We start from the raw sequence: 25991 nt of genomic DNA, 5'->3' as shown, positions 1-25991 counted from the left end.
AAGGCTACCGACCCGTCACCTCCGCCCGCGCCCGCTTTCCCATCTGGTGCGGCGTCCCGGGCGGACGCGCTGGTGGCGCCGAGGGACGCCGGTCAGACCCGGCCCGACCGGATGCGCGCCAGCCAGTCGCCGGCCTCGGCGAAGTCGGCGTCCGCCGTACCCCTTTTGGCCTGGGGGGCGACCCCGTCGGCCCGCGGGTAGCTGCCGAGGAAGCGCACCTCGCCGCAGACCCGGTGCAGGCCGGACAGCGCCTCGCCGACCCGCGCGTCGGCGACGTGACCCTCGAAGTCGAAGTGGAAGAAGTAGCGCCCGATGCCCTCGCCCGTGGGGCGCGACTCGATGCGGGTCAGGTTGACCCCGCGCACCGAGAACTCGGTCAGCATCTCCAGCAGCGCGCCAGGGTGGTCGTCGGTGAGGAAGACCACGAGCGTGGTGCGGTCGGCGCCGGTCGGCGCCGGCAGCGGCTCCGGACGGGCGACCCTGACGAAGCGGGTCACCGTGTCGGACCTGTCGCCGATGTCGGCGGCGATCTCGACCAGGCCGTAGTGCTCACCGGCGATGCGCGCCGCGATCGCCGCGTCGTACGGCGAGCCCGGCAGCGAGACCTCCTGGGCCGCGGCGGCCGTGGAGGGCGCGGCGACGACGACCGCGTCGGGCAGCTCCCTGGCGATGAAGCCCCTGCACTGGGTGATCGCGGCCGGGTGGGTGTAGACGCGCTTGATGTGCCTGAGCTCGGTGTCGGGCCTGGCCAGCAGCGAGAACTGCACCGGCAGCAGCAGCTCCGCCGTGATGAGCAGCGGCTCGCCCCAGGCGAACTCGTCGAGCGTCGAGGTGATCGCGCCCTCGAGGGAGTTCTCCAGGGGGACGACCGCCCCGTCGGCCTCGCCGGTGCGGCAGGCGTTGAGCGCCGCGCTGACGGTGGCGCAGGGCAGGCGCTCGGCGTCGGGCGCCATGAGCCGCAGGGCCTCTTCGGTGAAGGTGCCCTCCGGCCCGAGATAGGCGAGACGAGACATGACTACAGGGTAGTCAACGCCTCGCCATCTGTGGTTCGAACTCGGGTCCGAGGCCGAGCCTGGCCGCGCGTACGGCCTCTTCCTCCTCGGGCGACAGCGGCTGCGCGCCCTTGCCGCCGACCACCGGACGCACGTAGGTGCGGGTCTCGGAGCGGCCGTTGATGGACGTGAGCACGATGCCGTCGCCCAGGCCGTTGATCATGGCGATCGAGAACGAGAGGCGGCCGGTCATCTCCTGGAGCGCGTCGTAGCGGTAGACCGCCACGTCGCGGATCGCCTTGAGGTCACCCCTGCCGGCGGCCTGCCGGGAGAGCATCCGCCGGCAGTCGTCGAGGGCCTCGCGCGCCCGCCTGAGCGCGAGCCAGCCGATGACGGCGCCACTGACCCCGGGGAGGACGCCCACGACGAGCCAGAGAGTAATCAGCACATCACCAAGAGTGTCACAAGATCTGGCGCCGTTTGGGCAACCAGACGCCAAGCAGCCAGACGAGCGCGACGGCGCCGAGCCCGAAGGCGTTCTGCACGATCTTCCCGACGACGGGGCTCACGACGGGGATCTCCGCCGCCTTGATCGCCACGCCCCACCACGGGATCGGCAGCACGTAGTAGAGCCACACGCCGACCGCCACGCGCAGCCGTACGACGTCGTGGCCGTTGCCCACCAGCGCGCCGAGGACGACCACCACCCAGGCCAGGTGGTGGATCCACGCCACGGGTGACAGCAGCACGGCCATCAGCCCGACCAGCGCCACCGAGGTCATGAGGTCGCCCCTGTCGAGGGCCTGCCTGGCGAAGCGGAAGCCGTACCAGCCGACGACGGCCACGAGCGCGAGCCAGAGGATCGACGTCAGCGTGGGGTCGAGGTAGAGCCGGATGAGCATGCCCCGCATCGACTGGTTGGTGGTGGCGGCGTTGGCGCCGAGGCGCTCGGGGTCGAGCAGCGCCCTGAACCAGAAGTCGACCGCGTCGCGGGGGATGACGGCGAACGGCATGAGCGTGAACAGCGCCGTGCTGAACGTCGCCATCCAGAAGGTCTTCCACTGCCGGGTGACGAGCAGGTAGATCAGGAAGACGCCGGGGGTGAGCTTCACCGCCGTGGCCAGGCCGATCAGGAGGCCGCGCGGCCACCACGGCCGTTTCGCCGCGCAGTCGGCCAGGCACAGCGCCACCAGCAGGATGTCCACCTGCCCGAAGCGGACCTGGTCGCGGATCGGCATCAGGTACGCGCACGCCACCATCAGGAACGCGAACACCAGCGGGTTCCTGTTGACGACCGGCCGGAAGGCGAAGCCCACGGTCACGGCCAGCGCGGCGTAGATCCCGGCCGTCCACACCCACTGCGCGGTCTCCCACGACATCCACGCCAGCGGTACGGCCAGCAGCGCCGCGACCGGCGGGTAGGTGAACGGCAGCAGCTGCGGGGCCGGGGTGAAGAAGTCGTAGACGGGCCGGCCCTCCAGCACCATCTGCCCGCCCGTACGGTAGACGTCGAGGTCGACCAGGCGCTGGTCGCCGGCGTTTGTCAGCCACGTCTCGACCAGCGGCCAGACCGCCAGCGCGACGAGCGCCACGGCCAGCGGCCACAGCCACCATCGTCGCCCGAGCGCGGGCACTGCACCACCTGTCACGATGTGGCACGTTACCGTGGCTGCTACCGATCGAGCGCGCCGACTGCTACGACCACGGGGGTCCCGCCATGCCGCACCGCACCCTGGCACGCCTGTGCCTGGGCCTGCTCGCCGTGCTCGCCACCGTCCTGGTGGCGAGCCCTTCACCGGCGGCCGGGGCGACCGCGCGGGGGCGGGTGGCGCTCATCGGGGTGCCGGGGCTGCAGTGGAGCGACGTGCTGGACGCCAGGCTCACCCCGACGCTGTGGCGACTGGTCGGCGAGGGCGCGTCCGCGTCGCTGTCGACGCGGGTGGTGCCGCCGCCGAACCGGGGCACCGCGTGCCCGATGGCCGGGTGGCTGACGGTGTCGGCCGGTCAGCGGGCCGGGGCGCCAGGCTGCGAGCTGCCCCGTCCTCCCGCCGGCGGGGTCGTCCCTGGCTGGGCCGAGCTGACCGCCTTCCAGGGGACGACCGGCTACGACGCGGTGCCGGGCACGCTCGGCCAGGCCGTCGCCGACGCGGGAGGCAGGGTGGCGGCCGTCGGGCCCGGCGCGGCGCTGGCCGCGGCTGACAGGGCGGGGCGGGTGCCGCACTACGCGGCGACCCCCGAGGAATTGACCGATCCCGCCAACTTCGACCTGCTGGTGATGGAGGCCGGCGCGCTCGCCGACGTCTGGAACACCCAGCCGCGCGACGCCGACGGCGTCCCCGCCGACCTCGACCCGGCGCAACGGCTGACGGCCGCCGCCCAGGCCGACCACCAGATCGGCGCCTTCGTCGACCGGCTGCCGCCCGGCACCACGATCCTCGTCGCCGGGCTGTCCGACACCTCGGGAGCCGCCCAGCTCCACGTCGCCGTCGCCGAGGGCGCGCCGTTCCGCCACGGCCTGCTGACCGCCGCCTCCACCCGCCAGGACGGGCTCGTCACGATCACCGACGTGACCGCGACCGCGCTGCGCCTGCTCGGCATCGAGCGCCCCACCGGCGTGGTCGGCAGGACGTGGGAGAACGACGGCGCCGCGCCGCCCACCGTCGCCGAGACCGCCGCCACGCTCACCGACCAGAACCGGGCCAGCCAGACGCTGCGCGAGGTGAGAGGGCCGTTCTTCGCCGTCTTCGTGGCGGTGCAGGTGCTCTTCTACGCGGTCGCCGCGATCGTCCTGCGCCGCCGCAGGTCGGCCGCCTCCGGCGCCGTACCTGACGGGGCCGCCTCCGCCGCCGTACCCGACGCGGCCGCCTCACGGGTGCTCGTCGCCGTCCAGGTGGTCGCGGTGCTGAGCGGGTCCGTCGCGGTGTCCACCTTCCTGGCCCAGCTCGTGCCGTGGTGGAGCGTGGGCGGGCCGATGCTCGCCGTGATCGTCACCATCGTGGCCATCGCCGGGCTTATCACCGGACTCGCCTTCGCCGGCCCCTGGCGGTCCCACGTGCTCGGGCCGCTCACCGTCGTGGCCGGCATCACCTCGCTGGCGCTGGTCGTCGACGTCATGACCGGGTCCCGGCTGCAGGTCAACGCCGTCACCGGCTACGAGCCCGTCACCGGCGGCCGCTTCTACGGCTTCAGCAACATCGCCTTCGCCGTGTGCGCGACCGGCACGATCCTCGCGCTGGCCGGCGTCGCCTCCTGGCTGCTCGGCCGCCTGTCCAGGCCGCTGGTCGTGCTGCTGTGCGCCGCCTACGGGGGCTTCGCCGTGTTCGCCGACGGCTGGCCCGGCTGGGGCGCCGACTTCGGCGGGGTGCCGGCGTTCGTGATCGGGCTGGCCGTCTTCCTCATCCTGCTGTCGGGCCGCCGGGTGTCGCTGGTCAAGCTGCTGCTGGTGGGGCTGGCCGGCGCCGCCCTCATCGGGGCCATCGCCTTCGCCGACTGGCTGCGGCCCGCCGACCAGCGCACCCACCTCGGCACGTTCGTCCAGCAGATCATCGACGGGCAGGCGCCGGCCGTGGTGTGGCGCAAGTTCAGCTCGATGATCGGCATCACCGTGGGCAACTGGCAGCTGACCCTGCTGTCGCTGGTGGCGCTGGCCTTCCTGTTCTTCGTCCTGGACCGGCCATCCCGGTGGGGCGCCTCGGCGCTCGGCCGCGCCTACGGCTTCGCGCCCACCCTGCGTGCCGGGCTGTTCGGGGCGCTGACGTGCGCCTTCGTCGGATTCCTTGTCAACGACTCCGGCATCGCGATCCCCGCCATGGCGCTGACGGTCGCGGTGCCGCTCACGCTGGCCGCCTGCGTGCGCGCCCTCCAGCTCGCCACGCCCACCACGCCAGAGCCGCCGTCAGCGCCAGCAGCAGCCACGGCACCACCTGCGCCCTGACGACCGTCGTCAGCCACGCCAGGTCGGCGGGCTGGCCGTCGACCCTGGCGGGCAGGTAGGCCAGCGACAGCAGCGTGAGGTGGGCGACGAGGAAGAGCTCGACCCCGGCCACCGCCCACATGGCCACCAGCGCGAACGCCAGCCCGTCGTACCAGGGCAGGATGTACGGCGTGGCGAACACGTACGCCACGACGAGCACCGCCGCCACCCTGACCGCGTCGGCGGGCGGCCGCTGGAGCCTGAACAGCGCCCACGCCAGCAGCCCCATCACGACGAACGCGCCGACCTGGATCTCGCCCCGGTAGGCGCTGCCCGTGCCGACGACGGCCTGCAGCCAGCCCTGGACGATCCGCCAGTAGGAGGCCAGCGAGATGGCCTTGCCCGCCCTGCTCACCTGGTCGAAGGCGTGGGCGCCGGCCCACAGGTAGCCCGCCGCCGCCACGGCCAGCGCCGTCCCCGCGACCAGGGCCAGGCGCCCGGGACGGCGGCGCAGCTCCCACGCCGGGCCGAGCGCCACGATGCCGGCGTTGAGCTTCACCGCCACGCCGAGCCCGAGCATCGCCCCGGCCGCGGGCGTGCCGTTCAGCATCAGCGCGGCCACCATGAAGGCGATGGCCAGCGTGTCGACGTGCAGCCCGGCGACGAGGTGGTACAGCAGGAGCGGGTTGGCCGTCCACAGCAGCGCCGCCCGTGACCGCAGCACGGGGTCGGCGCGGGTGAAACGGTCGAGGAGCAGCCCGGTGGCGATGAACGCGGCGGCGTTGACGAGCGACAGAACGAAGATCGTCAACCGGACGGAGTCGCCGCCGATCCAGCTCGCCAGCGCCTGGACCGCCGTGGCGACCGGCCCGTAGACGCTGGGCTCCTCGCGCCAGGGTCGCTCCACCGCCGCCGCGACGGGATCGCCGGGCAGGTCGACCGCGCCGTGGGCGTAGGGGTCGAGGCCGAGCGTGACCATGCGCCCGTAGGCGGCGTAGTTCAGGTGGTCGGCCGAGCCGGACGGCGGCAGGAACGCGAGCGCCACGGCGGCGCCGTACCCGGCCATGACCAGGCCGCGCGCGGGCAGCCGGCCGCCGCCGCGCAGGTGCAGCAGCCCGACGGCCAGCCCGAGCCCGCCGGTGACGACGGCCGTCGCGCCGAGCGCGATGACGAGGTGCGGCGCGGGGCCGGCGGCCAGCCAGTACGGCGGCTGCCAGGCGGGACCGGCGAGCCCGGGGACCATCGCCGAGGGGCCGAGCAGCCCGATCGTGACGGTCAGCAGGACCGACACGCCGACGAGCAGGGGAGCGGCGAACGTGGCCAGCCCTGGCCTCGGCTCGGTTCCCGCCTGCGATGTCACCCGGAAATTCCAGCACATCATCGCCGCCCTCGCGCCCGGACCCCACACCGCGCCCCTCCGCGGCGAACCTCGGACCGGGCGGCTCCCCCGGTCCCAGCGCTCCCTCGGCCCCGCTGCCACCGGGTCCGCCTGCCGCGGGCAACCACTGTCTGGACTGAATGTCCAGTCTGGACGTATAGTCCAAACATGGAGATGGTGGCGGATGACGCGGACCCGCGCGTACGGACATGGGCGCCGGTGTGCCAGGCGATAGCCCTGCTGCTGGGCCCCTACGCCGAAGTGGTCCTGCACGACGTGGCACATGACCAGGTGCTGGCCATCTGGAACCCGATGAGCAACCGCACGGCCGGCGACCCCTCCCTGCTGGGCGAGCTGGACGGCCTGGATCCGTCGGCCCACGACGTCTACGGCCCGTACCAGAAGCTGCTCGCCGACGGTCGCCGGCTGTCGTCGGTCAGCGCCGTGCTGCGCGATCCCGACGGGCGGCCGTCGGCCCTCCTGTGCGTCAACCTCGACCGCACCCCCCTGGACCAGGCAGCCGCGCTGCTGGCGGGCTTCGCCGCACCCGTGCGGCCACGTCCCGAGGCGCTGTTCGAACAGGACTGGGTCGAGCGGGTGCACCAGATCATCGGCTCGTTCGTCCGCGACCGCGGCCGCCCGGTCGAACGCCTCGGGCGCGAGGACCGCCTCGCCGTCCTCACCGAGCTCGACGCGGCGGGCGTGTTCGCCGTACGGCGGGCGGCCCCCGTCGTCGCCGGCGCGCTCAAGGTGTCGCGCTCCACCCTCTACGCCCTGCTCGCCGAGCTCAAGGTGCAAAGGAACGACTCGTGACCCGACTGCCAGACTTCCGGCTGGAGACCTACTTCTCGCGCTGGGAGTTCACCGCCCGCCACCATCTGACGGCCTCCGACGCCCAGACGATGACCATGACCGAACTGCTCGCGCTGGCCGACGACCAGGACCGCCACGCCTGGGAGACGCTGTCGCTCGGCTACACCGAGACCTTCGGCGACCCGGCCCTGCGGCAGGCCGTCGCGGACACCTACACCCACGCCGACGCCGACGACGTGATCTGCTTCGCGGGCGCCGAAGAGGCCCTGTACGTGGCCATGCAGGTCCTGCTCGGGCCCGGTGACCACGCGGTCGTCGTCACGCCCAACTACCAGTCCGCCGAGACCGTGCCGCTCTCGCTGTGCGACGTGACCGGCGTCGCCCTGGACCAGGAACGCGACTGGGCGCTGGACCTGGACCAGGTCGTCGCGGCCCTCCGCCCGAACACCCGGGTGGTGTCCGTCAACTTCCCCAACAACCCGACCGGGAAGATCATCGACGCGGAGGGCTTCACCCGCCTGGCCCGACTGTGCGACGAGCGCGGGATCCACCTGTTCAGCGACGAGGTCTACCGCGGGCTCGAACTCGACCCCTCCCGCACCCTGCCGCAGGCGGCCGACCTGTCGGACAGCGCCCTGTCGCTGAACGTCACCTCGAAGTCGCTGGGCATGCCGGGACTGCGGATCGGCTGGATCGTCTGCCGCGACAGGAAGCTGCGCTCGCGGCTCGAACGCGCCAAGCACTACACGACGATCTGCAACTCGGCGCCGAGCGAGGTGCTCGCCCGCATCGCCGTCAAGGCCCGCGAGCGGATCCTGGACCGCAACCGCGGCATCATCGCCGCCAACCTTCCGGTGTTCGACGCGTTCTTCGCCGAGTTCGGCGAGCTGTTCCAGTGGCGGGCGCCCGACGGCGGCTGCGTGGCCTACCCCCGCTACCTGGGCCGCGACGGGGTGGAAGCCTTCTGCACCGACCTGGTCGAACAGGCGGGGGTCCTGCTGCTGCCGGCCGGCGTCTACCGTTCCGAGCTCACCGCGACGCCCACCGACCGGTTCCGCATCGGCGTCGGGCGTCGCGATCCCGAGCCCGCGCTCGACGCCTTCGCGGCATGGCTGCGCGGCCGCCGATGACCGTCACCGTCCTGGGCCTCGAAGCGCTGGAGGCGGCGGCCCGACCGGCCACCGTCCTCGACACGGTTCGCGCCGCGCTCATCGCCCACGCCGAAGGCCGCACCACCGTACCCGCGCCCCTCCACCTGGACTTCCCCGAGGCGGAAGGCGACTGCCACGTCAAGGCGGGGTGGATCACCGGCGCCGACGACTTCGTCGTAAAGATCATCTCTGGGTTCTACCGGAACCCCGACCGCGGCCTTCCGACCAACCACGGGCTGGTCTGCGTCGTCAGCGCGCACACCGGCGAGGTGCGGGCCGTCCTCGACGACAGGGGACGGCTGACCGCCTGGCGTACGGCGGCCGCGGGCGCGCTCGTCACCCACGCGATGTCCAGGGCCGACGCGGACACGGTAGGGGTGTTCGGCACCGGCGAGCAGGCCAGGCTGCAGGTGGAATGGCTGGGCATGCTGCGCCCCCTCACCGGCGTGCTGGTCCACGGCAGGACCCCGGCCAAGGCGGCCGCGCTGTGCGACTGGCTCGGCGAACGCGGGTACGCGGCCAGGCCCGCCTCCGCCGGCGAGGCGGCCGGGGCCGACATCGTCATCACCACGACACCCGCCACCGCGCCGGTGCTGGACGCCGCGGCGGTCAGGCCGGGAGCCCACGTCACCGGCGTCGGCGCGGACATGCCGCACAAGAACGAACTACCGGCCGACCTGTTCCGCCGGGCGGAGACGATCGTGACGGACGACCACGCCCAGTGCCTGCACCACGGGGATTACGGCCACGCGGTGCGAGCGGGGGCGGTGGCCGAACACGCCGACACGGCCGCGGGAGCCGTCCTGGCCGGCCCGGTGCGGCGATCGGCCACGGCCGTCACGGTCGCCGACCTCACCGGCGTCGGCGCCCTCGACGCGGTCCTCGCCTCGGCCCTGATCAACAGCGCCCCCTAGCCACCACTCTTCACCGCCCTGCCCGGAACCCCGTACACGAACAGCCCGGACGACGGACTCGCAGACGGCGGCATGCGTGCGGGGCGGGGTTCCGGAAAGCGCGGCGTGGGCGGGTGGCGTGCGTGCGGGGCGCGTACGTTGCTTGCGGGGCGCGTGCGTGCGGATGGGCGTGCATGCGGGGCGCGTGCGTGCGGATGGCGTGCGTGCGGGGCGCGTATGTGCGGATGGCGTCCTTGCGGGGCGCGTATGTGCGGGCGGCGTCCTTGCGGGGCGTGCGGGCGGGGTAGCGACGGGGTGCTGGGCGGGCGGCGGGGTCAGCACAGCGCGCCATACCGGTGGACGGCGGCGGCGCCCGGGCGGCGTGGGGCCGCGGCGCACAGGCGGCCCAGTGCGCGGGCAAGCGGCGGCGGCCGGCCGCGGAGCGGCTAGCGGGATCCGCGGGGCCGGCGACCTCAGAGGCGGATCTTGGCCAGGTTGTCCCTGATGATCGGCTCCCGGGTGGCGAGCGCGCGCGCCACGTCCCTGAGCTGCCTGGCCCTGTGCAACTGCGCCCGCCAGTCGGTCCCGGTCGCGCGGTGCGCCATGTCCACCTCGACCTCCACCACCCGGAACCCCTTGCGCACCAGGTCGATGGTCAGCGCCGTCTCCACGCCGAACCCATGCGCCAGGGGGCGGGCCGCCTCGAATGCGTCCCGCGTCAGGCAACGCTGGCCGTTGAGCGGCTGGGCCGCCGAGAACCCTGACGCCCGTTTGATCCCGTCGCGCGCCAGCCGGACCACGATGCCGTGACCGCCCAGCTTGACCCGGGTGGCGAAGACCGCGATGGTCATGTCCGCCTCTCCCGCGCGCACCGGCTCCACCAGTGCGGAGGCGGCGCGCGCGGTGTCGCCGAGGTCGGCGTCCAGGAACAGCAGGTGCCGAGGCGTCGGCCCGTCGAGCAGCCGTACCGCCTCGGCGCCGCTCTCCATGGCCCCGGCCTTGCCGCGGTTGCGGCTGTGCCGTACGACCCTGGCACCCGCCGCGCGCGCCACCCTGCCCGTCTGGTCGGTCGAGCCGTCGTCGACGACCACGACGAGGTCGACGCCCGGCAGCTTCGTGGCCGCGGCCACGGTCGCGCCGATGCGTTCGGCCTCATCCTTGGCCGGGATGACGACCGCTACGCCGGTCACGAGCCCTCGGAGATCAGCAGCTCCTCGGGGACTTCCTCGTGCACGGTGAAGACCGAGTCGAGGCCCGTGACCTGCAGAATCTTCCGTACGGCAGGCCGCGGCGCGGCCACCTCCAGCTGCCCGCCCCGCTCCCGCACCCGCTTGAGCGCCGAGAGCAGCACGTTCATCCCCGTGGAATCGCAGAAATCCACGAGGGACATGTCGATGACCACACGGCTGGGCCCCTCCTGCAGCAGCCGGGTGAACTCCGACTGCAGGCGGGGCGCCGTGTACAGGTCGATTTCACCGGCGATCTCCACAAGGGCGTGGCCGGCATGTGATCGAGTCGAGACCTTGAGCTCCACATGGGCAGGCTAGCGGCGCTGAGGCTCTGGGTCACGTTCTCACGCCGATAGGGGGAGGTCGGGTTTTTGTCCCCCGTTTCGGCCCCATGAAAACGCAGAGTACGCGAAGCTTGACGCTATGAAACAGGGGCGTGGCCAGGCATGTCGAGGGGGAGAACTCGATGACTGATGATCACCTAGAAGACCCGCGCCGCCGGCGACTACGTGAACACCTGGAGGTTTTGCTGATCCGCGCAGAGAAGTCCGCCTCATGGCGGGAGGAGACCAGCCGCCTGCGCGGTCTGGTCAATCTGGATGGGTTCGTCCCCGTCCGTACCCGGCTGGCGTCCGAGGATCTCGACTTCCTCGCCGACGCCCGCGACGATCTGATCACCTTCACGCAGCTCGGGCTGCGCCTGATCGACCTGCACCAGCCGCGTGACGCGGGCGGCATCACCAGTGACGCCGCGCATCCGATCCTGCGGTGCCGCAGCTGCATGTGGCGCTGGCCGTGCCCGACCTTCCGGGCGTTCACCGACTCCTTCGCCGAAACGTGCGGCCTGCCGGAGTCGGCCTGACGGGCCGGCCCCTTTCTCGGGCCCGCGGCTCCTCCTCAGGAGCATGACTCCCAGGATCGCGGCCTCCACTTGGGCCCGCGGCTCCTCCCCAGGAGCACGGCTCGCCGGGACCGCAGCCTCTCCTCGGGAACGCTGCTCCACTCGGGAACGCTGCTCCACTCGGGAACGCGTCCTGTCAGGAACGCGGCTCCTCCTCAGACAGCACGGCTCGCCGGGACCGGGCTCCTGCTCGGGAACCCGGCGGATCGAGGACCGCTGGCCGCGACCTGAGCCCTACCGACCGGACATCGGCTGCCCGACTCGCAGGCACCCGCGCTGCTTCTCCCCCCACGGATTTCGCGCCCACGTGGTACCACCTGAAGCGCAGCGCCCCGCCTCCACGTCCACGGCCCGCCGTCACCGCCGGATCCGGTTCCGCGCCTGCTCGCCGGTCGAGGCCGACGATCTTCGCGAGCAGACCTGGCGAACCCCCGTCGGCCCCGGTGCTGCCGGTTGCTCGGTGACGTGGGATGCGAGGCCCGGGGCTGCGGGTCCGGCGGTTGATGCCAGGTGCGGGTCTGGTGGTGGACGGTCACCGGTCGGCGTCGTCGTCGGGTCGGGTGGCGGCTGGTCGGCGGGAGCCGATGGCGGGATGAATCCCACGATGTCGTGCGATCTTCCATCGAACGGTCGCGCTGTCCGAGGTCGGCGCGGTCATGAAGGTGCCGTCGAGCCCTGTGAGGGCGCACGGTACGCGAACGCCACAAAGGACGCGCCCAAGGGGCCGGGCAGGCCGCCTCGTAGCATCCTCGAGGGGCAGAGGCTGGGAGGTCGCGTGAACGTCCGAAGGAAGTCGCCGTCGGCGTTATTCGTGCTGATCTTCGGGCTTTCGGTGCCGTTCTGGGTGGTCGGCGCGCTGGTCGAGAGTCCCGAGGGCATGCCGATGGGCCTGCCCGTGAGCGCGCTCATGTTCGTGGCGCCGCTCGTGGCCGCGGTGATCCTCACGGTGCGGGAGCACGGCCGTGCGGGCGTCGGGGAACTGCTGCGCAGGGCGGTCGACCACCGGAAGATCGAGTCGCGGGCCTGGCTCGCTGTCGCCGTGCTGCTGATGCCCGCGGTGCTGCTCCTGTCGTACGGCGTGCTGTCGCTGCGAGGGGACGTGCTGCCCCCGGCCGCGATCTCGTGGGCGTCGGTGCCGGTGCTGCTTGTGCTGTTCCTGGTGGCCGCCGCGGCCGAGGAACTGGGCTGGATGGGGTACGCCGTCGATCCGCTGCGGGCGCGATGGGGCCCGACGGTCGCCGGTGTCGTCATCGGGGCGGTGTGGGGCCTGTGGCATGTCGTGCCGTGGGCCCAGACGCACGCTCCCGGCTGGGTGGCGGGGCAGTTCCTGATGACCGTCGCGCTCAGGGTGGTCATGGTCCGGGTCTACGTCAACGCCGGCGGGAGCGTCCTGACCAGCATCGTCGTGCACGCCATGACCAACCTCGGCATCGCCCTGTTCCCACGTGACGGCTCGCACTTCGACCCGGTCGTCACCGGAGCGATCGTGACGGCCGTCGCGGTCGCGGTGACGCTCGGCGCAGGCGCGCGGTCCCGCGGCCGTGAGGCCTCCGCCGGCGGGGCCTCGCGACCGAGGTCCGGCGTCGGCGAGGCCCCTGCCGATGAGGTCCCGCAGGCGTGACGTCCGGCGTCGGTGCGACCCCCGTCGGTGAGGTCCGGCGACGGTGAGGAAGGTCCCGAGGTCGTGAGGTCCGGCGTCGGTGCGCCCCAGCGACCGAGGTCCGGCGTCGGTGAGCCACCGTCGGCGAGGCCCCGCGGGCGGGAATTGTCAGCGCGTCGGCTGCTCGCCGCCGAACGTCATCCGCCTGGCCTGCGCGTAACGCTCGCGCAGCCCCGGGGTGACGTCGGCCTCGTGGACCTCGGGTGTGCCCACCGACCACGTGGGCGGCTCCGCGCCCCCTGAGAGCAGCCATGCCGCCTGCCTCGCGGCCCCGTCGGCGACGTACTCGCCGGGCGGCGGGACGATCACGGGCCGCCCGAACACGGTGGGGGCGATCCGCCTGACCGCCGTCGACCGGGCGCCACCGCCGATGAGCAGGATCCGCTCCGGCGACATGCCGAGCGCGTCGAGGGCGTCGGCGAGGCCGCACAGCATGCCCTCGACCGCCGCCCGCGCCAGGTGGGCCGGTGTCGACGTGGACAGCCGCAGGCCGTGGACGGCGCCCGTCGCCTCGGGCAGGTTGGGGGTGCGTTCGCCCTCCAGGTACGGCACCAGCGTCAGCCCCTCGGCCCCCGGCGGCGCCTGGAGGGCCAGCGAGCCGAGCTCGTCCAGCGAGACGCCGAGCATCGCGGCCGCCGCGTCGAGGACCCTGGCCGCGTTGAGCGTGCACGCCAAGGGCAGGAAGCGTCCCGTGGCGTCGGCGAAGCCCGCCACCATCCCGCTGGCGTCGCGGCTGGGTGTGTCGGCGACCGCGAACGCGGTGCCCGACGTGCCGACGGACACCACGACGTCACCGGGCAGGGCGCCGACGCCGAGGGCGGCCGCCATGTTGTCGCCCGTGCCCGCCCCCAGGCGGATCCCCGGTGGGAGGCCGGCGGCGCCGGTGACGCCGGGGGAGTCGTGCGGGCCGAGAACGCGGGGCAGCAGCGGGACCGCGCCGAAAGCTGCCTCGAGCAGGTCGGGGCGGTAGTCGCCGGTGATGGGCGACCAGTAGCCGGTGCCTGAGGCGTCGCCCCTGTCGGTGGCCAGGCCCTCCAGCCCGGCAGCGCCCGCCAGCCGCCAGGTGAGCCAGTCGTGCGGCAGGCACACGGCCGCGGTGCGGGCGGCGTGCTGCGGCTCGTGGGTGGCCAGCCAGCGGAGCTTGGCGATCGTGAACGAGGCCACGGGCACGCTGCCCACCGCCTCGGCCCACGCCTGCGCCCCCGTCGAGGCCACCAGTTCGGCGGCGGAGGTGGCCGAGCGGGTGTCGTTCCACAGCAGCGCGTCGCGCACGACCTGCCCCGACTCGTCGAGGCAGACCATGCCGTGCTGCTGGCCTGCGACGCTGACGGCGGCCACGTCGTCGAGGCCGCCGACCTGCGCGACGGCCGTCTCGAGCGCGTTCCACCAGCGGGCGGGGTCGACCTCGGTGCCGTCGGGGTGGGCGGCGCGGCCCTGCCGTACGAGACGGCCGGTGCCGGCGTCTCTGACGACGACCTTGCAGCTCTGGGTGGAGGAGTCGATCCCCGCGACGAGAGTCATGTCCGCACGCCCAGCAGGTGTTCGAGCGCGAGCTGGTTGAGGCGGCTGTAGTGGTAGCCGCGCGCGGCGTCGGGCGCCTCCTCGCGCAGGAGGTCGTCGTAGGTCTCGCCGGGCGCGAGGGTGGGGACGGCCAGCTCGGACACCCTGCTGGCGGCCATCGCCTCCCGCACCTCGGGGTCGGCCCTGAACGCCGCGGCCTTCTCCTTGAGGATCAGGTACGTGCGCATGTTGGCCGCCGCGGACACCCACACGTCGGCGGCGTTCTCGGTGCGCGCGGGCTTGTAGTCGAAGTGGCGCGGGCCGTCGTAGCCGCCGTGCTCGAGCAGGTCGACCAGGAAGAAGGCGCTCTTCACGTCGCCGTGGCCGAAGACCAGGTCCTGGTCGTAGCGCGGACCGTGCTGGCCGTTGAGGTCGATGTGGAAGAGCTTGCCGTGCCACAGCGCCTGCGCGATGCCGTGGACGAAGTTGAGCCCGGCCATCTGCTCGTGGCCGACCTCCGGGTTGAGCCCCACCATCTCAGGGTGCTCGAGGGAGTTGATGAACGCCAGTGCGTGGCCGATCGTCGGCAGCAGGATGTCGCCGCGCGGCTCGTTGGGCTTGGGCTCGATCGCGAACCTGATGGAGTAGCCCTTGTCGATCACGTAGGACGCCAGGATGTCCATGGCCTCCTTGTAGCGGGCCAGCGCGGACCTGATGTCCTTGGCCGCGTCGGACTCGGCGCCCTCGCGCCCGCCCCAGCACACGTAGGTGGTCGCGCCCAGCTCGGCGGCCAGGTCGAGGTTGCGGATGACCTTGCGGATGGCGTGCCGGCGCACGTCGCGGTCGTTGCTGGTGAAGGCGCCGTCCTTGAACACCGGGTGGGTGAACAGGTTGGTGGTGGCCATCGGCACCTTCAGCCCGGTCTCGCCCAGTGCCTTCCTGAAGGCCGTCACCGCCTTCTCGCGGTCGGGCTCGGTGGCCAGCAGGTCGTCGTCGTGGAAGCTGACCCCGTAGGCGCCGAGCTCGGCCAGCCGGTGCACGCTCTCCACCGGGTCGAGCGGCGCCCTGGTGGCGTCGCCGAACGGGTCGCGCGCCTGCCAGCCAACCGTCCAGAGGCCGAAGGTGAACCGGTCCGCGGGGGTGGGCTCGTACATGGCGCCTCCCAATTAGTTTGGACTACCGCCTAATCGTGTGACGGGATGTCCATCGAGGTCAAGACCTCACAGGCCGGAGGGGTCGCGCCCCACGCTGATCTCCTCGGCGATCCTGCGGATCTCGGGCGCGGAGATGCCGGGGGCCTGGGGCAGATGGGTGTTGAGGGCGGCCATCACGACCGGCACCGGCTGCCCCGCGAACCTGGCCGCGATCATGTGGACCGCCTGGAAGAGTTGCTTGTCGTCGTACATGGCTCGCCCTTCTCGTGGATATCCCCGGGGTACGGTACGGCGTGCCGCCGACAGTTTCGCGCTACGACTCCAGCGTTTTCCGCACCGCCGCGGAGATCTCGTCGAGCTGGGTGACCTGCTCGGGGGTGAGCGCGTCGAACAGGCTGCGCCGTACCTCCTCGACGTGTCCGGGGGCGGCGGCGGCCAGGGCCGCGAACCCGTCGTCGGTGAGCTCGGCGATGTTGCCGCGCCGGTCGGCCGCGCACGGGTTGCGCCGCACCCAGCCGCGCTCCTCCAGCCGGGCCACCGCGTGGGACAGGCGGCTCTGGGAGGCCTGCGCCCTACGGGCCAGCTCGTGCATGCGCATGGAGCGGCCGGGCGACTCGGAGAGCGCCACAAGGATCATGTAATAGGTGTGCGGCATGCCGGCCTCGCGCTGGAGTTGCCGGTCAAGCGCCTCCTGGAGGAGTTGGGTCGCCGCCAGGTAGTTGCGCCAGGTGCGCTGCTCGTCGTCGTCCAGCCATCGGGTCATGCTCTCCACTTTACTTGAACTCTCATCTATATTGGGTGGTATGCCAGTACAACGCCTGAACCATGCGGTTCTTTACGTTCGCGACGTCGAGCGCAGTGTCGCCTTCTACCGCGAGGCCCTCGGCTTCGACGTGGTCATGAGCATGCCCGGGGCCGCCTTCCTCCAGGCCGCCGGCTCCAGCAACGACCACGACCTGGGGCTGTTCCAGATCGGCCCGCAGGCGGGCCCCTCGCCCGCCGGGCGCTCGACCGTCGGTCTCTACCACCTGGCGTGGGAGGTGGACACGCTGGAGGAACTCCAGCGCATCGCGGTCAAGCTGGCCGAGCTCGGCTCGCTCGCGGGCGCGTCCGACCACTCCACGACCAAGGCCCTGTACGCCAAGGACCCCGACGGGCTGGAGTTCGAGGTGTCGTGGCTGCTGCCGGCCGAGCTCGTCACCGAGGAGGTGCTCAAGGGACGCTCCAGCATCAAGCCGCTGGACCTGGCCGCCGAGATCGAGCGTTACGGCGCGCGGACGCGCGGGGGCGTGGGAGTGTCCTTCGCGTAACCTGGTGGTATCCGAACACTCTGTTTGGAGCGCGACCATGCGAAGCGACCCTGATCACGTGCTCGATGCCATCGACGGCGTGGTGGAGGACTGGGAGAGCTTGAGCGCGGACTCCATGCGCTGGGCCCCTCCGGAGGCCAAACCGGACACCACTCCCGAGTTCCTGCGGGAGATGTCGGAGACCTTCGGCCCGCTCGCCACCACGTTCATGCAGGCCCTGCGGCCACTCGGGGAGGCGGTGCTGCGGCCCTTGGCCGACTTCTTCGACAACACCGTCCTCGGCGGCGAGCAGCCCGAAGGCACCTGGGACATCGAGGAGCAGACGAGCACCTGCCAGTGCCTGTGCTTCCGGCATCCCGACCGGCCGGACGTCTGCGCCGGTACGGTCACCTCCGGCCAGGTCATGTGCGGCGCCTGCCGCGACGCGCTCTGACGGAGGAAGGCCGCGGCCCCACCGGACGGGCGAGGGGGCGTTCACGGGACGACGTGACGGCGAGTGACCGGAGTCCCGCTGGAGCACGCGTGATGGACGGGCGGTCACCGGTGACCATGGTGGCCTCGGCCCCGCCTGCCGTACCGGAGGCCGCGGACCGGCGGCCGGTGATCAGGGACCGGAACCGGAGATCAGCGGCCGGTGACCAGGGGCCGGAGCCGCAGGCCGGCGGCCGGTGGCTGGAGAGCGGCGACCGCGGGCCGGGGAGAGCGGGCCGGGAAGAGCGGGCCGGAGGCCGGAGAGAAGCCGGGGTCGACTCGGGGGCGTCTCAGGGGTGACGCCGGATGGAATGCGGGACGGGCCGGGGCATTCTCGACCCATGGCCCCGCTGAAGAGGGTGTATCCGCTCCTCGCCTGCTCCCTGATCCTGTTCTCGGTCGTCGCGATCGTGGTCGGGCAGTTCGACCCCGACCCGTACCTCGACCCGATGAACGTGACGATCAGCGAGTACGCCGTGGCCGACCGCGGGGGCGGCACGGAGATGGCGATGGCGGCGATGGGCCTGGGGTCGTTCGCGCTGCTGGCCGGCCTGAGGGGGGCGGGGGCGCCGGTCAGTGGCATGCCCGAACGGCTCATGGCGGTGTGGAGCGGGGCTCTGGTCGTGGCGGCGATCATCCCCACCACGCCGATCGGCGCCGACATGACGGTGACCGCGCAGGTCCACCGCTACGTGTCGGTGGCGGCGTTCGTCAGTCTGCCCGCCGCGGCGGCGTTGCTGGTGCCGAGGCTGGCCGCCGACGACAGGTGGAAGGCGGTGGCCAGGCCGGTGGAGTGGCTGGCGCTGGCGGGCGGTCTGGGGCTGCTGGCCATCACCTACGTGGCGCTGCCGGGTGACCGGGTGATGATCGGCCTGGTCGAGAGGGGTCTGCTGGCGGCCGAGGTCGCGCTGCTGGCGGTGCTGGCGGCGCGGCTGGTCCGTCTGCAGTGGGTCAGGACGCGAGCCGCCTCACTTGCCCCAATTTCCTGACATGTCACAACTTTCTCACGAATGGGAGAAGATTTTCTCCTAAGCTCGGTGCTATTCTCTCCCGCGATCTCTCTACGGGAGCGGGTGTCATGGCATCGAGCAGATCCATACGATTCAAGATCGCTACCCTGCTCGTCGTCCCCCTGGTGTCTCTCATCGCGCTCTGGGGATTCGCGGCCAGCACCACCGCCGGTGAGGCGATGAACCTCCTGAAGGTCGACACCATCTGGAGCGGCGTCATCAACGGCGCCGACGGCATGGTGTACAACCTCCAGCGCGAACGGCTGGCCACCGCGGAGAAGCTGGCGCGCAGCGCGTCCGGCCCCAGCGCGCTGGCCGCCGCACGCACCGAGACCGACAAGGCGCGCAGGGTGCTCGCCGCCGGCGCGAACGCCGACGAGACGCAGGCCGTCCTCTCTCCCGACATGAAGGCCCAGCTCAGAGTGGTCTTCGCGCAGATCGAACGGCTGGAGGAGATCCGCCGGCTGGCCGACGAGGGCCTGCTGGCCCCCTCCCGGCTGGTGACCGACTACGCCGCGATCTCCGACGCGATCTACCGTCTCTACGGCACCTTCGCCCTCAGCACCGACATCACGCTCTACCAGCAGGCCGGCGGCCTGATCGCGGCCGAGCAGGCGCGCGAGCTGCTGCACCGCCAGCACACGCTCGTCGTCGCCTCGCGCGGCGCCATCATGCCCGGCGACCGCGAGCTGCTGGCCAGGCTGGAGGGCGCCCGCGTCCTGCAGTTCGACAAGGCGCGGACCGAACTGGACGGCGAGCTGCGCCGCCCGTTCGACACGCTGGCGGGCTCGCCCCAGTACCTCGTCCTGCAGGGCGCGATCACCTCGATACTGGCGGGCGGCAGGGCCGACGTCGCCGACTGGCGCGGCTCGGCCGACCCCGTGCTGAAGACCTTCCAGCAGGGCACCTGGGACACCGGCTCCCTCCTGCTGAGCAGGATGCAGCCCGCGGGCATGGCCATCCTGGTGCGCGCGGCCGTCGCCGGCGTGCTCGGCCTCATCGCGGTCGGCTTCTCGATCTTCATCTCCATCAGGGTCGGCCGCGTCGTGACCGGCGAGCTGGCCACGCTCCGCCGTACCGCGCTGGAGCTGGCCGAGATCAGGCTGCCGGGCGTGGTCGCGCGGCTGCGCGGCGGCGAGAGCGTGGACGTGGCGGCCGAGGCGCCGCCCATCGTCGTCGCGCCCCGCGCCACCAGCGAGATCAAGGACCTGGCCATGGCGTTCGACAGCGTGCAGAGCACCGCCGTCCACGCCGCGGTCGAGCAGGCCAGGCTGCGGGAGGGCGTCGCGCTGGCGCTGCGCAACCTCGCCCGCCGCAGCCAGGGGCTGCTCCAGCGCCAGCTCAAGCTCCTGGACGGCATGCAGCGCGAAGCCGAGGACCCGGAGGCGCTGGAGAGCCTGTTCAAGCTCGACCACCTCACCACCCGCATGCGCCGCCACGCCGAGGGCCTGGTGCTGCTGTCCGGCGGTACGGCAGGCCGCAAGTGGCGCGGCACCATCCCCGTCGAGGACGTGCTGAACGGCGCCGCCGCCCAGGTCGAGGACTACACCAGGGTCCGCGTCTACCCGATGCCCGAACAGGGCGTCTCCGGCGGCGCCGTGGCCGACCTCATGCACCTGTTCGCCGAGCTCATCGAGAACGCGACCGTCTTCTCCTCGCCGGAGAACGAGGTGTCGATCAGGGGCGAGCTGGTGGCCAAGGGGTACGCGATCGAGATCGAGGACCGCGGGCTCGGCCTGTCCGTCCGGGACCGGCAGGCGATCAACGACCGTCTCGCGGGCCCGCAGGAGTTCGACGCCTCGCAGACCGAGCGGCTCGGCTTCGCCGTCGTCGGCATGCTCGCCGCCCGGCACGGGATCAGCGTGACCCTGAAGCAGTCGCCGTACGGGGGGACGACGGCGGTCGTGCTCGTCCCGAGCGCGCTCATCGAGCCGCTCAAGCCGGTGAACGGCCCCGCGATCCAGGACAGGGTGCGCCCGATCAAGAAGGACGGCGCGGCCGACCTGCCGCGCAGGACGCGGACCTCCCGCAGGGTGGACGTCAGCGTCGAACGGATCGACGTGCCGGCGCCCGAGCCCGCCGTCAGGGGGCCGTTCGAGGACGCTCAGCCCCGGGGCCCCTTCGAGGCCGTCAAGGTGCGGCCGCTGGCCGCTCCGGTGCTCACCGAGCCCGTCGAGGAGGCTCCCGCGGCGCTTTCCGGCCGGACGCGGCAGGCCGGCCTCGATGAGGTTCCCGCCGTGCTTCCCCACCGGACCAGGCAGGCCAATCTCGACGACGCTCCCGCCGTGCTTCCCGGCCGGACGCGGCAGGCCGGCCTTGACGAGGTTCCCGACGTGCTTCCCCGCCGGACCAGGCAGGCCAACCTGCCGCCCCGTCTGGCGCAACCCAGCCCCCCGCCCGAAGAGCAGCAGGCCGACGAGCGCTCTCCCGAGGAGACCAGGGCGTTGCTGTCGTCCTTGCAGTCGGGGTGGCAGCGCGGTCGTCAGGACAGCGGACAGGATGGGTCATGACCGAGCCGAGCGAGGCAATCGACGATCACGGCAGGGGGGCCGAGATGGAGTGGGTGGACGAGGACGCGGGGCCCGTCGTCAGGCCCTACGCGATGACCAGGGGGCGCACCAGGCCCTCGTCGTCGTCGCTCGACCTGCTCGCCGTGGTCACCTCGACGGGCAGGCCGGTGCCCTCGCAGGCCCATCTGGGTTCGCAGCACCGGCGGCTGCTCGAGTGCGTGGCGCGGAGCCGTACGGGACCGGTGGTCGAGGTCGCGTCCGAGACGGGGCTGCCGGTGGGCGTGGTGCGGGTACTGCTGGGGGACCTGCTCGATCACGGGCTCATTCTGGTGCGGCCGCCGGTGCCGGCGGCCGCCTCTCCCACGGAGAGCCTGCTGCGTGAGGTGATCAACGGGCTCCGGGCGCTGTGAGCGTCTTCAGGGAGTGCTCGACCAGCGAGATCATGACCTCCTTGGCCGAGGCCCGCCTGCGCACGTCGCACAGCAGCACCGGCACGTCGTCGTCCAGGTCCAGCGCGATCCGCACGTCCTCGACGCTGTGGGTGGCCGTGCCGTCGAAGCAGTTGACGGCGACCACGAACGGCGTGCCGCGCTGCTCGAAGTAGTCGATGGAGGGGAAGCAGTCGGTCAGCCGCCGGGTGTCGGCGATCACGACCGCGCCGAGCGCGCCGTAGGACAGCTCGTCCCACATGAACCAGAAGCGCTCCTGCCCGGGGGTGCCGAACAGGTAGACGACCAGGCCCTCGCGGATGGTGATCCGGCCGAAGTCCATGGCGACCGTGGTGGTGGTCTTGCCCTCCACGCCCTCGAGGTCGTCGATGCCGACGCCGACGTCGGACAGTACCTCTTCGGTGCGCAGCGGCTTGATCTCGCTGATGGCGCCGACCAGCGTGGTCTTCCCCACGCCGAATCCGCCGGCGATGAGGATCTTCAGCGCAACGGGGTCCTCAGAGAGCCCGGAGTCCATTGATCACTTCCTTGAGAATGCGCTCACTCGGACGTGGCCCTGCCGAGGCGGCCACCGAGATGAGGCCGTTGTCGCGCAGGTCGCCGAGTAAGACCCGGACGACGCCGACCGGCAGGTCGAGCTCGGCGGCCACGTCGGCCACCGAGATGGGGGTGTGGGCCGCGCGCAGGATCGCCTCCTGTTCGGGCCCGAGCCCCGCGACGGGCCCCTCGCCTGAGGCGGGGTCCGTCGCGGTCACCAGCGTGATCAGGTCGAGGTTGGCGCCTGACGAGCGGGTTCTACCCCGGATCAGAGCATACGGCCGGACGAAGGGTCCGGCCTCCTCGTCCATCCACTGGCTCATGGCACACGGGGATTAGTCGACAGGTGCTGGCCGACCCGCTTGACCAGCATCGCCATCTCGTAGGCGATGTGGCCGACGTCGGCGTCGGCGTTGGCCAGGACGGCGAGACAGGTGCCCTGCCCCGCCGCCGTGACGAACAGGAACGCCGCCTCCATCTCCACGATGGTCTGGCGCACGTCGCCGCCGCCGAAGTGCCGCCCGGCGCCGCGAGCCAGGCTCTGGAACCCGGCCGCGACGGCCGACAGGTGCTCGGCGTCCTCACGGGACAGCCCCTTCGAGTAGCCGACGGCCAGGCCGTCGGTGGACAGGATCACCGCCTGTCTGACGGCGCCCACCCTGGTCGTGAGATCGTCGAGGAGCCAGTTCAGCTCGCCGGTGTTCGCAGTGGGTGTCGTCATAGGTCCCCCTCCTGGGCTTCTACTTCTCGGCCGCGCTCGGTACCCCGCTGGAAGGCGGAGAACAGGTCGCGTACCTCGTCTGGCGATCTTTCCGGGTGTGTCTCTGGCTCTGGCTCGGGGGCCTTCAGTTGCGGTGCCAGGTTGGCCTGCTTGACCCGCCTCGGCAGACCCTTGTGGGTCGCGGTCGTGCCGCCGACCAGCGCGAGGGGCTTCCTGTCGCGCTTGGGCGGCTCGGCCGGAGGCAGGGCGGACCGCTCCACCAGCAGACCGCGCGGGATCAGCACGATAGCGGTCGTCCCGCCGAACGGCGAGGCCCGGACCAACACGTTCACGCCGTGCCTGGCCGCGAGCCTGGCCACCACGAACAGCCCGAGCCTGTCGCTGTCGGCCAGGTCGAACTCGGGCGGGTTGAGGAGCAGGCCGTTCAGCCGGGCGTACTCCTCGGGAGAGAGCCCGAGCCCCCTGTCCTCGATCTCGATCACGTAACCGTTGCTGACGGAGTCGCCGCGCACCTGCACGGTGGTGTTGGGCGGCGAGTAGATGGTGGCGTTCTCCAGCAGCTCGGCCACCAGGTGCACCATGTCGGCGGCGGCGGCGCCATCGACCGCGGCCCGCGGCATGTGCTCCACGGCGATCCTGGTGTAGTCCTCGACCTCGGCGACGGCGGCCCTGACCACGTCGAGGGCGGGCACCGGCTCGTGCCACACCCGTCCGGGCGCCGACCCCGACAGGATGATCAGGCCCTCGGCGTGCCGCCGCATGCGGGTGGTCAGGTGGTCGAGGCGGAAGAGGTCCTCCAGCTCGTCGGCGTCGTCCGTACGGCGCTGCATGCCGTCCAGGAGGCCGAGCTGGCGGTGGAGCAGGCCCTGCTTGCGCCGGGCGAGGTTGAGGAAGACCTGGCTGATGCCGTGCCGCAGGTTCGCCTGGCCGACCGCGGCCTCGACGGCGGTGCGCTGCACGGAGGCGAACGCCTTGGCCACGTCGAGGATCTCGGCGGCCCCGCTGACCTTGAACGGCGGCGCCTCCTTCCTGACGTTGACCTCCTCGCCCGCGCGCAGCCGGGCGACCAGGCGCGGCAGCCGTACCTCCGCCAGGTCGAGCGCCGCCGACCTGAGCCCGGCGAGCTCGGAGGACAGGCGGCGGCCGAACCTCACGGAGATGATGATCGAGGCGATGACGGCGAGCAGGCCGACGCCGCCCGCGACGGCGATGCGGACCATGACGGTGGTCGAGACGTCCGCCGACCGCTCGGCCAGGATCCGGGCGGAGGCGGCGCCGAGCTTGTCGAGCTGCTTGGTGACCTCGGCGACCGGTTCCGTCCACTGCTCGGGGTCGGGCGGCGCCGCGCCGGTGATCGCGATCCGCGACTCGGCCCGCGCGAACCTGGAGTAGCCGGGGCCGGAGAAGAAGCGGTCGTAGGGCGCGCGCAGCTCGGTGTCGAGGGTCGCCAGCGCGCGGGTGTGCAGGAACGTGCGGGTGGCGACGTACTCGGTGAAGGCGGCCGCCTCGGCCTCGGCCATCTTGCCGTTGGCCAGGACGGCGCCGACCAGCGCGCTCTCCCTGGCGATGATCTCGCGGGCGTTGCTCATCGCCTGCAGCGCGGCGGCCTGCTGGAAGATCGGCAGGTCGGGGACCGCGGTCAGCTGCTCGTAGAGGCGGAACAGCGTGTCGAGCAGGTGGTTGTAGGCGTTGATGGTGTGGAGGCGGGTCTCCAGCCCGGCGTCGTGCGCGGCGCGGATGGAGTCGAGCCTGGCCAGTTCGCCGGCGGTGTCGCGCAGCGGCTGGCGCAGCTTGTCGTCGTCGGTGGCGGCGACGGCCGTGGTGAAGGCGGCCAGCGCGGTGTCGGTGCGCTCGCGCTGGGCGCTGAGCTCCCGGCCGCGTCTGGCCGGCGCGGTGGCGGAGGCGGCCCGTTCGGCCTGGAGCTGGAGCCCGAGCTCGGTGGAGGTGACGCCGATGGTCTCGTAGAGCGTGTTGGCGCGGAGGAGGGCCTGGCCGTCGCTCACGGTCAGGTTGAGGACGAAGCCCCAGAGCGCGCTCAGGGACAGGAGCGGCAGGAGCAGCAACAGAAAGATCTTGAACCGAATCGACCGGTTTCTCGAGCCCATGTCCCAACCTCGGAGTACCGCGGCGATTTCCACGCTTTGTGTAAATATGCCTCGGAAGATCGCACAGGAGACTAGCACCGATTATGGTGGTGGCGCAGTGGAGGAACCTGATGATTAGTGTGATTATCGGGGCCGACGCCGGATTCCGCTGGGCCGGTATCCGTGCCGGCCGTCCCTGACCTGTGCTTTCGCGTCACGCTCCGGATCCGGTCGCTGACAGCTCTTCCCGAAGTCGTTCCGCCGACAAGGGTTCGGTCGCCGGACACCCGGAGTTCGCCGTGGCCTGGCTAGGGTCCGTGGGCTGTGAGCGACAGGGATCCGTACTTCGACAACGCCAAGTACCTGGCCATCGTGCTCGTCGTCTGCGGGCACATGATCGAGGACCTGCGCGACGACCCGATCGCCCACGCGCTGTACTTCTACGTCTACGTCTTCCACATGCCGCTCTTCATCACCCTGAGCGGCTATTTGTCACGAAATTTCACCTTTTCGTCGGGTAAGGCGCGCAAGCTGATCGCCACGCTCGCGGTGCCGTACGTGCTGTTCGAGCTGGCCTACGCGGTGCCCAGGCTGCTGCTGTACGGCAAGCTGGAGCTCAGCCTGCTCGACCCGTACTACCTGACGTGGTTCCTGATGTCGCTCTTCCTCTGGCGGCTGTCCACGCCGGTCTGGCAGCAGCTGCGCCGGCCGCTGGCCGTCGCGCTCGGCCTGTCGCTGCTGTCGGGCACGAGCGCGCTGCCCGACGAGCTGTCGATGAACCGCACCTTGGGCCTGCTGCCGTTCTACGTGCTCGGCCTCATGCTCAGGCCCGAACACGTCGAGCTGCTGCGCAGGCCGTCCATGAGGATCGTCGGAGCGGTGACGCTCGCGGCCGGGCTGGCGGCCGCGCTGCTCCTGCACGACGTCGTGCCCACCGAGTGGATCAGGTGGCGCCACGCCAACACCGCGATCGGCGTGGACGACGTCACCGGCAGCCTGATCAGGCTCGGGATGCTGGCGGCGGGAGCGGTGCTGGTGGCGGCGTTCATGGCGGTCACCCCCCGGGGCCGTACCTGGTTCTCGGGCCTCGGGGCGGCCACCATGTACGCCTACCTGCTGCACGGGTTCGTGGTGAAGGTGGCCGAACGCCTGGACCTCGGGGTGCCGCTGTCGATCGCGCTCGGCGTGGTCGTGGCGACCCTGCTGTGCACGCCACCGGTCCGCGCGGCCTTCGGCTGGGCGGTCGAGCCCCGGATGTCCTGGGCGTTCACGGCCTTGCGGCGGCCCGTGCGGTAGCGCGCAGCCAGAGCGGCGG

The 25991-nt window shown here is 72.1% G+C and carries 26 protein-coding genes; 12 read left to right on the top strand and 14 right to left on the bottom strand.

What is annotated here, in order from left to right:
• Window positions 1-92: 92 nt before the first annotated feature.
• The 3 genes from pheA to ACWDLG_RS03855 are packed head-to-tail and all read right to left on the bottom strand — an operon-like array spanning window position 93 to window position 2641.
• Window positions 93-1013, bottom strand: coding sequence for a prephenate dehydratase (gene pheA / locus ACWDLG_RS03865; protein ID WP_449915690.1), 921 nt, complete (start codon window positions 1011-1013; stop codon window positions 93-95).
• A gap of 13 nt (window positions 1014-1026) precedes the next feature.
• Entirely contained in the window at window positions 1027-1440 is a 414-nt protein-coding gene (locus tag ACWDLG_RS03860; RefSeq protein ID WP_449915688.1) for a DUF4446 family protein, read from the bottom strand.
• A 13-nt stretch (window positions 1441-1453) separates the two neighbouring features.
• Window positions 1454-2641, bottom strand: a complete 1188-nt coding sequence (locus ACWDLG_RS03855) for a glycosyltransferase 87 family protein (protein WP_449915686.1) — start codon at window positions 2639-2641, stop codon at window positions 1454-1456.
• 68 nt (window positions 2642-2709) lie between these two features.
• Between ACWDLG_RS03855 and ACWDLG_RS03850 the strand changes: the two genes are divergently transcribed.
• A complete protein-coding gene (locus tag ACWDLG_RS03850) occupies window positions 2710-4926 on the top strand; it encodes a hypothetical protein (RefSeq protein WP_449915683.1) in 2217 nt (738 codons plus the stop codon).
• Here ACWDLG_RS03850 and mptB read toward each other — a convergent pair.
• Window positions 4826-6265 (bottom strand): polyprenol phosphomannose-dependent alpha 1,6 mannosyltransferase MptB, encoded by a 1440-nt coding sequence (gene mptB, locus ACWDLG_RS03845; RefSeq protein WP_449915681.1) that lies wholly within the window; start codon window positions 6263-6265, stop codon window positions 4826-4828. The genes ACWDLG_RS03850 and mptB overlap by 101 nt on opposite strands.
• Before the next feature lie 186 nt (window positions 6266-6451).
• Here mptB and ACWDLG_RS03840 point away from each other — a divergent pair, with 186 nt between their 5' ends.
• The 3 genes from ACWDLG_RS03840 to ACWDLG_RS03830 are packed head-to-tail and all read left to right on the top strand — an operon-like array spanning window position 6452 to window position 9161.
• Window positions 6452-7096: a helix-turn-helix transcriptional regulator gene (locus ACWDLG_RS03840; protein WP_449915679.1), complete on the top strand. Its 645-nt coding sequence runs from the start codon at window positions 6452-6454 to the stop codon at window positions 7094-7096.
• Complete coding sequence (locus ACWDLG_RS03835) at window positions 7093-8226, top strand: aminotransferase class I/II-fold pyridoxal phosphate-dependent enzyme (protein WP_449915677.1); 1134 nt, start codon at window positions 7093-7095, stop codon at window positions 8224-8226. The genes ACWDLG_RS03840 and ACWDLG_RS03835 overlap by 4 nt, the downstream gene beginning before the upstream one ends.
• Complete coding sequence (locus tag ACWDLG_RS03830; RefSeq protein WP_449915675.1) at window positions 8223-9161, top strand: ornithine cyclodeaminase family protein; 939 nt, start codon at window positions 8223-8225, stop codon at window positions 9159-9161. The genes ACWDLG_RS03835 and ACWDLG_RS03830 overlap by 4 nt, the downstream gene beginning before the upstream one ends.
• 452 nt (window positions 9162-9613) lie before the next feature.
• Here the strand turns inward: ACWDLG_RS03830 and ACWDLG_RS03825 are convergent, their stop codons facing one another.
• The gene (locus ACWDLG_RS03825; RefSeq protein WP_354920477.1) at window positions 9614-10330 is read right to left on the bottom strand and encodes a glycosyltransferase family 2 protein; all 717 of its coding nucleotides are present in this window, start codon (window positions 10328-10330) and stop codon (window positions 9614-9616) included.
• Complete coding sequence (locus ACWDLG_RS03820) at window positions 10327-10674, bottom strand: STAS domain-containing protein (protein ID WP_354920474.1); 348 nt, start codon at window positions 10672-10674, stop codon at window positions 10327-10329. Before ACWDLG_RS03820 ends, ACWDLG_RS03825 begins: the two co-directional genes overlap by 4 nt.
• Before the next feature lie 161 nt (window positions 10675-10835).
• Here ACWDLG_RS03820 and ACWDLG_RS03815 point away from each other — a divergent pair, with 161 nt between their 5' ends.
• Together ACWDLG_RS03815 and ACWDLG_RS03810 are read left to right on the top strand one after the other, a co-directional pair.
• Entirely contained in the window at window positions 10836-11231 is a 396-nt protein-coding gene (locus ACWDLG_RS03815; RefSeq protein WP_449915672.1) for a hypothetical protein, read from the top strand.
• 814 nt (window positions 11232-12045) lie between these two features.
• Window positions 12046-12891, top strand: a complete 846-nt coding sequence (locus tag ACWDLG_RS03810; RefSeq protein WP_449915669.1) for a CPBP family intramembrane glutamic endopeptidase — start codon at window positions 12046-12048, stop codon at window positions 12889-12891.
• A 147-nt stretch (window positions 12892-13038) separates the two neighbouring features.
• Here ACWDLG_RS03810 and xylB read toward each other — a convergent pair whose 3' ends face one another.
• The 4 genes from xylB to ACWDLG_RS03790 form a co-directional block, all read right to left on the bottom strand.
• Window positions 13039-14451 (bottom strand): xylulokinase, encoded by a 1413-nt coding sequence (gene xylB / locus ACWDLG_RS03805; RefSeq protein ID WP_449915666.1) that lies wholly within the window; start codon window positions 14449-14451, stop codon window positions 13039-13041.
• Window positions 14448-15584 (bottom strand): xylose isomerase, encoded by a 1137-nt coding sequence (gene xylA, locus ACWDLG_RS03800; protein ID WP_449915663.1) that lies wholly within the window; start codon window positions 15582-15584, stop codon window positions 14448-14450. The genes xylB and xylA overlap by 4 nt, the downstream gene beginning before the upstream one ends.
• A gap of 66 nt (window positions 15585-15650) precedes the next feature.
• Window positions 15651-15836 (bottom strand): hypothetical protein, encoded by a 186-nt coding sequence (locus ACWDLG_RS03795; RefSeq protein WP_449915662.1) that lies wholly within the window; start codon window positions 15834-15836, stop codon window positions 15651-15653.
• Between the two features lie 61 nt (window positions 15837-15897).
• Window positions 15898-16347 (bottom strand): MarR family winged helix-turn-helix transcriptional regulator, encoded by a 450-nt coding sequence (locus ACWDLG_RS03790; RefSeq protein ID WP_354920458.1) that lies wholly within the window; start codon window positions 16345-16347, stop codon window positions 15898-15900.
• 40 nt (window positions 16348-16387) lie between these two features.
• Between ACWDLG_RS03790 and ACWDLG_RS03785 the strand changes: the two genes are divergently transcribed.
• The 5 genes from ACWDLG_RS03785 (at window position 16388) to ACWDLG_RS03765 (ending at window position 21295) form a co-directional block, all read left to right on the top strand.
• Window positions 16388-16894, top strand: coding sequence for a VOC family protein (locus ACWDLG_RS03785; RefSeq protein WP_449915659.1), 507 nt, complete (start codon window positions 16388-16390; stop codon window positions 16892-16894).
• Window positions 16895-16931: 37 nt separating this feature from the next.
• A complete protein-coding gene (locus ACWDLG_RS03780; RefSeq protein WP_354920452.1) occupies window positions 16932-17327 on the top strand; it encodes a hypothetical protein in 396 nt (131 codons plus the stop codon).
• A gap of 379 nt (window positions 17328-17706) precedes the next feature.
• Window positions 17707-18354, top strand: a complete 648-nt coding sequence (locus tag ACWDLG_RS03775; protein WP_449915657.1) for a DUF998 domain-containing protein — start codon at window positions 17707-17709, stop codon at window positions 18352-18354.
• 89 nt (window positions 18355-18443) lie between these two features.
• Window positions 18444-20885 carry a nitrate- and nitrite sensing domain-containing protein gene (locus tag ACWDLG_RS03770; protein ID WP_449915655.1) on the top strand — a complete coding sequence of 814 codons (2442 nt, stop codon included), beginning with the start codon at window positions 18444-18446 and terminating at the stop codon, window positions 20883-20885.
• The gene (locus tag ACWDLG_RS03765; RefSeq protein WP_449915652.1) at window positions 20882-21295 is read left to right on the top strand and encodes a DUF742 domain-containing protein; all 414 of its coding nucleotides are present in this window, start codon (window positions 20882-20884) and stop codon (window positions 21293-21295) included. The genes ACWDLG_RS03770 and ACWDLG_RS03765 overlap by 4 nt, the downstream gene beginning before the upstream one ends.
• Here ACWDLG_RS03765 and ACWDLG_RS03760 read toward each other — a convergent pair.
• Genes ACWDLG_RS03760 through ACWDLG_RS03745 form a run of 4 tightly spaced genes read right to left on the bottom strand, consistent with a single transcriptional unit; the run spans window position 21273 to window position 24655 of the window.
• Window positions 21273-21851, bottom strand: coding sequence for a GTP-binding protein (locus ACWDLG_RS03760; protein ID WP_354920441.1), 579 nt, complete (start codon window positions 21849-21851; stop codon window positions 21273-21275). The two genes, ACWDLG_RS03765 and ACWDLG_RS03760, sit on opposite strands and share 23 nt — an antisense overlap.
• Window positions 21832-22194 (bottom strand): DUF742 domain-containing protein, encoded by a 363-nt coding sequence (locus ACWDLG_RS03755; protein ID WP_449915649.1) that lies wholly within the window; start codon window positions 22192-22194, stop codon window positions 21832-21834. The genes ACWDLG_RS03760 and ACWDLG_RS03755 overlap by 20 nt, the downstream gene beginning before the upstream one ends.
• A complete protein-coding gene (locus tag ACWDLG_RS03750; RefSeq protein ID WP_354920435.1) occupies window positions 22191-22592 on the bottom strand; it encodes a roadblock/LC7 domain-containing protein in 402 nt (133 codons plus the stop codon). Before ACWDLG_RS03750 ends, ACWDLG_RS03755 begins: the two co-directional genes overlap by 4 nt.
• Window positions 22589-24655 (bottom strand): sensor histidine kinase, encoded by a 2067-nt coding sequence (locus ACWDLG_RS03745; protein WP_449915647.1) that lies wholly within the window; start codon window positions 24653-24655, stop codon window positions 22589-22591. The genes ACWDLG_RS03750 and ACWDLG_RS03745 overlap by 4 nt, the downstream gene beginning before the upstream one ends.
• Window positions 24656-25000: 345 nt before the next feature.
• Between ACWDLG_RS03745 and ACWDLG_RS03740 the strand changes: the two genes are divergently transcribed.
• Window positions 25001-25972 carry an acyltransferase family protein gene (locus tag ACWDLG_RS03740; RefSeq protein ID WP_449915645.1) on the top strand — a complete coding sequence of 324 codons (972 nt, stop codon included), beginning with the start codon at window positions 25001-25003 and terminating at the stop codon, window positions 25970-25972.
• Window positions 25973-25991: the final 19 nt, after the last annotated feature.

The organism is Nonomuraea sp. NPDC003727, from assembly GCF_053586935.1.
This window is presented reverse-complemented; position numbering and strand designations above follow the sequence as displayed.